General features: G+C 69.4%; 6 protein-coding genes. 5 read left to right on the top strand and 1 reads right to left on the bottom strand.

Annotated features, from left to right (window positions below; genetic code table 11):
- The 3 genes from GF405_09475 to GF405_09485 all read left to right on the top strand — a co-directional run.
- On the top strand, positions 1-1,216 hold a 1,216-nt coding region (locus GF405_09475; protein MBD3368381.1), incomplete at its 5' end, for a hypothetical protein.
- A gap of 20 nt (positions 1,217-1,236) precedes the next feature.
- Entirely contained in the window at positions 1,237-6,270 is a 5,034-nt protein-coding gene (locus tag GF405_09480) for a hypothetical protein (protein MBD3368382.1), read from the top strand.
- Positions 6,271-6,287: 17 nt separating this feature from the next.
- Positions 6,288-7,244 carry a hypothetical protein gene (locus GF405_09485; protein ID MBD3368383.1) on the top strand — a complete coding sequence of 319 codons (957 nt, stop codon included), beginning with the start codon at positions 6,288-6,290 and terminating at the stop codon, positions 7,242-7,244.
- Between the two features lie 117 nt (positions 7,245-7,361).
- Here GF405_09485 and GF405_09490 read toward each other — a convergent pair whose 3' ends face one another.
- Positions 7,362-7,931 (bottom strand): helix-turn-helix domain-containing protein, encoded by a 570-nt coding sequence (locus GF405_09490; GenBank protein ID MBD3368384.1) that lies wholly within the window; start codon positions 7,929-7,931, stop codon positions 7,362-7,364.
- A 234-nt stretch (positions 7,932-8,165) separates the two neighbouring features.
- Here GF405_09490 and GF405_09495 point away from each other — a divergent pair, with 234 nt between their 5' ends.
- Positions 8,166-8,669 (top strand): hypothetical protein, encoded by a 504-nt coding sequence (locus GF405_09495; protein ID MBD3368385.1) that lies wholly within the window; start codon positions 8,166-8,168, stop codon positions 8,667-8,669.
- A 21-nt stretch (positions 8,670-8,690) separates the two neighbouring features.
- Positions 8,691-9,332: a hypothetical protein gene (locus GF405_09500; GenBank protein MBD3368386.1), complete on the top strand. Its 642-nt coding sequence runs from the start codon at positions 8,691-8,693 to the stop codon at positions 9,330-9,332.
- The last annotated feature ends 34 nt before the right edge of the window (positions 9,333-9,366 follow it).

Raw genomic sequence — 9,366 nt, forward strand, 5'->3', positions numbered from 1 at the left:
CGGCGCGGTGACAGGCAATCCGGCCGGGCTCGCGTTCCTCGACGGCAGCGCCGTGCTCGTCGACGTCCTCCCTCCGGTCGGCGCGTCGCTCGGCGACTTCGTCGACATCGAGGAGCGGGTGGCCGACGAGGTCGACGCCGCGCTCGAGGAGTACGAGGACGGAACGCTCGAGCCCGTCTATCCCGAGCTCTCGGTCGACCTGGGACAGCCCGGGGGCGTCGTGTCGGGCGCTCTCGCGCTCCACACGGGGCGTCTGGTGTTCGGGGCCGCCATCGAGGAACCGATGGAGATCGGGCTCGACCTCGTGAACACGGGCCTCGAGGCGCTGGGGCACACGGTCAAGGACGACGGCGAAGGCGACGTCGACATCGACATGCGCCTGACCGCCGACGCCGCCGTGGACCTGTCGCTCCGCATCGACCGGACCACGATCGGCGGCGGGTACCGCGTCAGCGATGAGCTTTCGGCCGGGGCGTCGCTCTCCCTCTACCGTTCCGAGGGCGCCGTGTCCGGCGTGCTCATCGGCGGCGGGATCATCAACTACGGCGGGACGGAATACGCCTTCAACGACCCCAACGATCCGTGGAGCAACGACCTCGACCAGACCGTCTCCGGGTCGTACGAGGGCGACGGCGTCGGCTGGTCGGTCGGCGCCTCCTGGAGACCGTCACCCGGGCTGACGCTGGACGCCGCGTACGTCGCGGCGCCGGCCATCACGATGGCCGGCGAGGTCGTGACGGTCTCGAACCTGCCGCCCGCGTTCGAGGACGGCGAGCTCGATCCCGACGGCATCTCGGCATCCCAGCCCACCTACACGGAGTCGGAGACCGAGATCGAGAACGCCTCCGCAACGGTCGAGTTCCCGTCGTACTTCGGCGGCGCCGTTTCCTTCCGGCTGGGTCCCGCTCTGACCACGCTCGAGTACAGGCGCTACACCGGCGCGCTGGCGGTCCGGTTCGACGGGAGCTACGAGGCCCTGGAGGCGACGGACGGCCTGGGGCTCGAGATCGACCTGGGTGCCGCCCGCATCGGCGCGGGCGTTCTGAGGGGGATCCTCATCCACGAGGACGGCGACGAGCGGGACGAGGAGGACATCCTCGTGCCGCTGGCCAATCTGGGCTTCGGCGTCGGCATCGTCGACGGCATGCGGATCGAGACGACGGCGCTCGCCGTGCCGCTTCAAGCGTTCAGGACGTCACTCGTCTACGAGTTCTGATGACCGAGGGAGAACCCGACGTGAGACACCGGTTTCCGAACACCCTTCCCAGCGAGGACCGGCGCGCACGCCACTGGACCACGGCGCTCTGTGCTGTTCTTCTGGTCGGCCTCGCAGCGACTCCGGCGCTGGCGGACATCACGCTGACGGACTATCCGCAGGAGATGGTCGCGGTCGACGAATACGTCACGGTGTCGTGGCAGGAGAACGTCCGGTGCCGCCTGGCGTACGGCCGCCTGCCGGGCGTCTACACCACGGTCACCGATGTCGACGGATGGCAGTCGCTCGGCTTCACGCCCGAGAGCGAGGGGATGACGCCCGGTGTCTACTACTGCGTCGTCAGAGTGGACGGCACGGGAGAGACGTCCGATGAGTTCGTCCTCGTCGTCGAGTCGCCCATTTTCCCCACGCCGCGCACCCCGGTGAACGGCGGCGTCGTGACCTCCACGACGACCACGTTCTCGTGGGAACCGGTGATGGGCGTCCCGTTCTACCACGTCATCGTCTCGGACCACCCGATCGAGGTCGAGGAGAACGAGGAAGGCGACCTCGTCATCACGGGTGCGAACGTCATCTGGCAGGCCATCACGGGCAACACGTCCATACAGTTCGGCGCCCCCGACCCGTCCGGGCACTTCACCGAGACGAACGGAACCACGCCGCCGCTGGTCCAGGACTTCGAGTACAACTGGCTCGTCCTGAACAACTTCGGGAACCACCCGCTCATGACGTCGGTCGCCGGGGCGGGCATCGCGGGTTTCACGGTCGACGTCGACGTGGCGTTCGACCCGCCGGTCCTCGTCTCCCCTCCCCCGAACGTCGAGATCGCCGAGGAGTTCCTGGTCTTCGACTGGGAGCCGGTGGCGGGCGCCTCATCGTATCATCTCTACCTCTACGAGGAGAGAACGTGGGACGCCGGCGACGCGAGCTACCCGGTGTGGGACGGCGCGACCAACGATACGTCGCTCGAGGTCAACCTGGGGAACTTCCTCGTCTCCGGGAACTACTCCTGGCGCGTCCTCGCGCTCGATGCGACGGGTCGGGGACGGCCGTCCGAGCTCCGGTCGTTCGAGTACGTCACCGAGACCGGCACCGCGCACATCGTCACGGAGCGCGAGACCGGCGGCGCCCTCCCGCGTGTGCTCGTCGAGATTGAGCGGTCGGACAGCGGGCTCGAGGCTCTGCCGGTCATCACGAACCAGTCGGGCATCTTCAACCGAGACCTGGCCCCCGGCGTCTACGACTTCCATGCGTCCCGAACGGACTACGCGGACACGACGGTCACGTGCAACATCGTCGAAGACGAGACCCGGAACGTGCTCATCACGATGCGCCGGGCGCCGGCCCGCGTCCGCGGCTTCGTCAGGGACGAGGGCGGCGCGCCGGTCTTCGGCGCTGACGTGACCGGGACCAACGGCGTCAACGAGGCCGGGGCGACGACCGACATCCGCGGGAGCTTCGTGCTCGACGTCACCTCGGGCCCCTGGGACATCTCGGCCTCGAAGACCGGCTACGCACCGTCGGAGACGACATCGGTCGAGCCCGCGGCAGGCGACTACCTGGAGCTTCCCGATCCGCTCGTTCTCATCGGAACGCCGGGTTTCGCAAGCGGAAGCGTCGTCAACGCGGGCGGCAGCCCCATCATCGGCGCCACCGTGCGGGCCTCGTCACCCTCGGGTGACGTCGTGGGCGCCAGCGGCGCCGGCGGCCACTTCAGACTCGAGCTGGCCCCGAGCGACTGGAGCATCACGGCGGAGAAGAGCGGGTTCGTCCCGAGCGACGAGCGCATCGTGACGGTCCCGCCGGGGACCGAGACGGCGGTCGAGCCGCCGTTCTCGCTCCTGCCGGTCGACTCGGCGGTTCTCGGAAGTGTCACGGACGGCTCGTTCGGCGTCGCGGGCGCGACGGTCGTGGCCACGCCGCCGTCTGGCGCCCCGCTCACAACAGAGACCAACACCCGCGGCGAGTTCGTCCTGCTCCCGCCGCCGGGCACGTATTCGCTCATGGCGCGCCACGAGGACTTCTGCCCCTCCGCCCTCCATCAGGTCACGGTCGAGACCGGTGCTTCCTTCACGGGGATCGAGCTCATTGTCGGTGCGCCCGACTGTGTCTTCGAGGGGCGCGTGAGCGATGGAACCTCGCCCGTGGACGGCGCCGTCGTGTCGGCTGGTGTCGTCGAGACGACGACCGCGCCGGACGGGACCTTCGCCCTCGGACTGCCGTCCGGCGTGCACGAGCTCAGAGCCAGGAAGACCGAGCACGCCTCCGGTACGCCGCTCACGGTGGCGGCCGGAGCGGGCCAGACGATCGACGGACTGGACCTCAGAGTTACCCCGGGCGCGGCGAGGGTGACCGGCACCGTCGAGGCGACGGAGGGCCCGGTGGCGTTCGCCACGGTCGAGGCGCTGTCCCGGGGCGCCCGCGTCGTGACCCGGACGGACGCGGCGGGCGCCTTCGAACTGGCCCTCGAGTCGGGGGTCTGGGAGGTCTCGGCGTGGAAACGGGGCTTCACACCCTCCCCCGCCGAAACGCTCGAGCTGGGGCCCGGTCAGGTGGTCGGCGGCGTCATGCTGACCCCGACCCCGACGGCCGTCCGGCTTCACGGCACGGTCTCCGACGGCGTCGACGTCGTCCGCAGGGCGAAGGTCCTCTTCTACGAGCCCGGGACGACGGAGCCGTCCCGCATGACCTCATCCGGGTCGAACGGCGGCTACGAGGTCCTGCTGGAGGCCGGTCTCGAGTACCAGATGGTCGTCCGGGCGGACGGTCACGGCGAGGACAACCTGAGCGTGGGGCCTTTCGCAGCCGAGTCGGTCCACGAGATCGACATCGTGCTCCCGGTTCGAAGCGGCCTGCTCGAGGGCCGCGTGACCGGACAGGGCGGACTGCCGGTGGGCGGCGCGCTCGTCAGGTCGGCCGACACCGGCGCGTCGACGCGCGCCGACGGCCGCGGTCTCTACGCGCTGTGGCTCGTGGGCGGCTCGCACGACATCGTCGTCTCGGCGCCCGGCTACCTTCCGCGGGCGTTCCCGGACACGGACGTTCCGACCGAAGGCTCCGCGGCGCTCGACTGCTCGCTCAACGACGTTCTCGGGACGGTCGCGGGCGCGGTGACCGACTCCCTGACGTCGGAACCGGTCCCGGGCGCTCTCACGACGATCGTGTGGAGCGGCGGCGGCAGGACCTCGGTCACGGGCGCCGGGGGTGCCTTCCGGCTGGACGACGTCGTCCCCGGTGACGCCCGGGTGCTCTGCTCGTGCCCCGGCTTCCGCCCCAAGGTGCTCGAGGTCAGCGTCGACGACGACGAGTGGCTGGAACTCGACATCGAGCTCTTCCGCTACTCGGGCTCCATCACGGGGACCGTCACGCGCGGCGACGGCGTGACGCCGGTCGAGGAGGCGAACGTGCGCGCCTCCGACAACGGCATCGTCGTCTCCGCGACCACGTCGGCGGCCGACGGCGGGTTCGCCCTGGGCGGACTCGACCCCGACTCCACGTACGATGTCTCGGTCACGCGGAGCGGCTACTACGCCGCGACGGACAATCCTCAGGAGGACGTCGCACCCGGAACGACGGACCTCGTGTTCGGACTTGAACCGTCCACCGGAACGATCGGCGGCGCCGTGACCGACGCCGTCTCATCGGAACCGATCCAGGGCGCCACGGTGGCCGTCGACCACGGTGCCGGGTACTCCGGGGTCGCGTCGACCGGCGAGGACGGGACCTTCGTGATCGCGGGGCTGCCTCCCGTATCCGGATACACTGCGACGGCGAGGGCGTACGGGTACCACGACGCGGTCGCGGACTCGATCAGCGCTGCGGCCGGCACGATCGACCTCGAGCTCGCCAGGAACTTCGCCAGGCTCGAGGGACACCTGACCGCGCTCGGCGACGTCGACGTGACCGACATCTCGATCGTCGCGACCAACACGTCGTACGCCGGCTACTCGAGAACGGAGGCCTGCCCGGCGAGCGGCGACTACGCCATCGATGAGGTTCGTCCCGGGTCCTATGTCGTGACCGTCTCGGGCGACGGCTGCCTCGGTGCGCCGCTCCAGATGACGGTCCAGGCCGGCGAGGGAGAGACGGTGTCGGGGCTCGATTTCACGGTCGAGCGACCGCCCGTCGAGGCCATCGAGATCAGCGGCCCGTCCGAGGTCGGCGCGGGAGAGACGGTGACGTTCTCCGGCTACAGCGTGACCGACGAGGGCCAGCTGGTCGATACCGCGCTCGAGTGGTGGGTCTCGCCGCCCGAGGCGGGCGCCATCGCCCGGGGCGGAGGCGTCTTCGAGGCGTCCGCCGGATACATCGGAGAGGCGAGGATCGGCGCGTACGAGCCGGTCTCCGGACTTCGCGGCTCGCTGGACATCGCGGCCTTCGTCAGGGTCGGTCCGACGAGCGCCGTGACGGCCGAGGACTCGCTCGGAGCGCGCCTGGAGATCCCTGTGGGCTCGGTCAGCGAGGAGCAGACCATCCACCTGGCCCACGAGACGCTGCCGGACGCGAAGCGTCTGGGCCGGGACTACGAGGTGTCGGAGACATCGTACCACCTGATGCCGGACGGACTGGAGTTCGACGGTCCGGCGATGCTGTCCGTCCCCTCGGACGGCGGCCGGCTCGTTCTGTGGAACGAGGACCGGCTGGCCTGGGAGACGGTCGACTCGGCGGCGGTCGGGGGCGACCTCGAGGCGAGCATCGCGGGACTCGGCGAGTACGCGGTCTCGAGGACGTCGCGCGGGCTGGCCGTCTGGGACATCGTCGTCCGGCCGAACCCCTTCTCCCCCGATGAGGGACCCGTCAGCATCCGTTTCGACGTGTCGTCCTCCGAGGCGAGGATGCCGTTCGTCACGCTGCGCATCCGGAACATTCAGGGACAGCTCGTCCGGACCGTCGTCGAGAACGAGCCGACCGCCAAGGGCGAGGCGGTCGTCGAGTGGGACGGCAACGCCGACTCCGGAAGACCGGCCCGGAACGGACGGTACGTCATCGAGATCATCGCAGAGGACGCGGGCGCCGAGGAGACGTCGCTCGGCACCGTCGTGCTGGTGAAGTAGACGCGGAGGAGACCGCGATGCGTTCCATGTTGAGCGTTTCAGGAGGATGGACCCTGCCGGTCGTGCTCGCGGCGATGCTCGCGTGCGCGGCCTCGAGCGCAGGCGCCGGCGACGCCTCGGGTGTGCCCGGCGCATTCGCCGACATCGGCATCGGCGCGAGGGCCGTCGGACTGGGCGGCTCGGTCGTCGCCGTCGACGGGGCGGAATCGCTCTTCTGGAACCCGGCGCGGCTCGACCCCGGCGGACACAGTGGAGAGGCGCACGTCTCGTACTGCGATCAGATGGGTCTCGTGCCCTACTCGACCGCGGCCGGCACGATGCGGCTCGGCGGATACACCGTCGGGGCCGGCGTCCTCTACTCGGGGGACGATGTGCTGACCGAGACGACCATTCTGTTGGGCGCCTCGCGCCCGCTTCCGGAACTGAGCTGGTGTGAGGAGCGGTCTCCACAGGTCGGCGCCGCCGCGCGGGTCCGCAGAGCGTCGTTCGGCAACAACGAGGCCCACGAGGGGCAGGTCACCGGGACGGCCACGGGCTTCGCGCTCGACGTCGGCGCGACGGCCCCGCTTCCGGGCGGGGCGGACGTCGGGGTCGTATGGAGAGACGCTCTCTCCACGCTCTCGTGGGACAGCTCCGCCGGAGGGACCTACGACGAGCCCGTGCCGTCGGTCATCGCGCTCGGCGTCGCCATGACGGCCGCCGACAGACTGACGGTCGAGGTCGGGCTCGACACGTCGCTCGAGGAGGACGGACGCGACATCGCCTCGATCGGCGCCGAGCTCGTGCTCTTCGAGATAGCGGCGCTCCGCGGCGGGTACCGCACCTCGATCAACGACGACACGTACGACGAGTTCGTGGCGGGAGGCGGGGTCTCCACGATGCTCGGCACCGCCACGGCCGGCGTCGACGTCGCCTACGTCTTCGGGCAGCTTGACGACACGCTGAGAATGGCCCTCACCGTCGGCTGGAAGTAGTCCGCGCCCGGCATCTCGGGCGGACCATGCGAGAAGCGGCCGGAGGTCTGACTGGACCCCCGGCCGCTCTGTGTCATGTTCGGACCCGGCACACGACCGGATCGGCGTCCCGTCGCGCTACCAGCGAATGGCCCCGGGCTTCACCCTGACCCACAGCGCACGGTTCTTCCCCTCAGCAGTGAAGGTCAGCGAGTGCTTGCTCCGCGCGGCGTAGTGGAGACAGTCGCCCGGCTCGAGGTCGAACGACTCCTTGCCCACGGTGACCGTCGCCGCCCCCTGCAGCACGATCAGCGCCTCCTCGCCCTCCTTGTTGTCGGGCGTGAGCGCCGCACCCTTCTTGTCCTCGATGAGCACCGCCGTCACGCGGCCGGCCGGGATGCCGTTCGTGAGCCCCTTCGCGTTGACGAACGTCTCGTCCGCGGAAGGGAGGAGGAGATCCTCCCGATCCTCCTTCTTGACGACGGAGACCCGGGGAAGCGGGCGGTCCTCGACGAAGAAGGCGGTGTCCTTCCCCAGCGCGTGGGCGATCTTCCTCAGCGCGCCGACCGTGGGAGACGTCTTGCCGCGCTCGATCTCCGAGATGTGCGTCGGTGACATCCCGGACGAGTCGGCCACCTGCTTCAGGGTCATGGCCTTCTCCCGCCGGACCTCCTTCAACCGACGTCCGACCTCTGCTGCGCTCGGCATCAATCAACTCCTTTCGCGGAACTCACCGTACGAATCTCTCCGGTGGATGCTCTGCAGAATCTCCAACAAAACGTAACACACGGGGACAGGCGCGTCAAGTGTTTCAGGGAGTTGACCGGGGTGGCGGGCGGTGCTAGCATCGCCCGCACAACACTTTATGGCGGCCCCCGTTCGCGTGGACGGAGCGCGGTACGGTGACCGCGGGGTTCGGGGCGTTATCGAAGGAGGTCGAAGATGGTGCGTACGTTGCTGGTCATATCGCTCCTGGCGCTCGTGGCGGTCCCGGCCGCCGCACAGAACTACGGTGACGGATTCGGCGTCGGCGGTGTCTTCGTTCCCGACGGCACGGGGCTCATCGTCGTCAAGACCAGGCTCGGGAACTCTCTCGGAGTCGAGGCCTCGGCATCACTGAGCACGTTCTCGAACGACGGAAGCTCGTCGACCGATCTCGCTCTGGGCATCGCCGCCCAGAAGTTCTGGAGCACCGACGACCGGCTCCAGCCCTACTTCGGCGGCCGCTTCGAGATCGGCCACTCCTCGGTCGACTACGACGAAGGCGACCTGACGCGCGACGACGGCGGAGACAGCGACACGACCTTCGGGATCATCGGTGTCCTGGGCGCCGAGTACTTCATCTCGAGGCGCCTGAGCGTCGAGGGCGAGGCCGGCGTCGGAGCCCACTTCGGCTCTTTCAGTCTCTCCACGCAGACGCGTCTGGCCGCCTTCCTCTACCTGTAGCGCAGCAGAGGACCGACAGTGATGGGAGCGAAGCGCATCGTCATCGGGTTTCTGGTCCTTGCTCTCGGTGTCGCCGGGGCCGGCTGCGAGGCCGAGGACGGCAGCCGCGGGACGACGGATGCCGAGACGTCCGGGAGTTCCGAGCCGCCGCCGGTGCATTTCTACCGCGAGTACGTGACCATCGAGCCCTCCGAGCGCGCCTGCCGCGTCGACGGCCTCTATTTCCTGAGAAGCGTCGCCGACCGGCCGCTCGAGCTGGGCATCGAGTACCCGTTCCCCGTGGGCGCCCGCTCCACCTTCCCCTACAACATCAGGCTCTACGACGTGACGGACGAGGGGGAGCGCGCCATCGGATACGTGACGGAGGACACCTCCATCCGATTCCGGATGCGCTTCGAGCCGGAGGAAGAGAGAACGTTCCGGGTGCGGTACGCGCAGCAGATTCGCGGCGGCAGCGCCACGTACATCGTCACGACGACGAGACTGTGGGAGCGTCCTATCGAGCTGGCCGAGTTCGAGATCCGCATCCCGCCGGAGCTCGAGGACGTCACGCTGTCCATCGGACCCGACAGCACATGGACACGGGGCGACACGACGGTCCACTACGTTCGGGAGACCGCGTTCTACCCGGACGAGGACATCCTGATCAGCTGGTCCGACTGACCGGCGCCGGACGCCCGCAAGACAAGCGGCCCCC

This window comes from Candidatus Effluviviaceae Genus V sp. (assembly GCA_014728125.1).
Taxonomy (GTDB): Bacteria; Joyebacterota; Joyebacteria; order Joyebacterales; family Joyebacteraceae; genus WJMD01.

Bases quoted from the DNA above. Each gene is read 5' to 3' on its own strand.
- GF405_09495 (MBD3368385.1), top strand. From the start codon at position 8,166: ATGGTGCGTACGTTGCTGGTCATATCGCTCCTGGCGCTCGTGGCGGTC.
- GF405_09500 (MBD3368386.1), top strand. From the start codon at position 8,691: ATGGGAGCGAAGCGCATCGTCATCGGGTTTCTGGTCCTTGCTCTCGGT.
- GF405_09485 (MBD3368383.1), top strand. From the start codon at position 6,288: ATGCGTTCCATGTTGAGCGTTTCAGGAGGATGGACCCTGCCGGTCGTG.
- GF405_09490 (MBD3368384.1), bottom strand. From the start codon at position 7,931: ATGCCGAGCGCAGCAGAGGTCGGACGTCGGTTGAAGGAGGTCCGGCGG.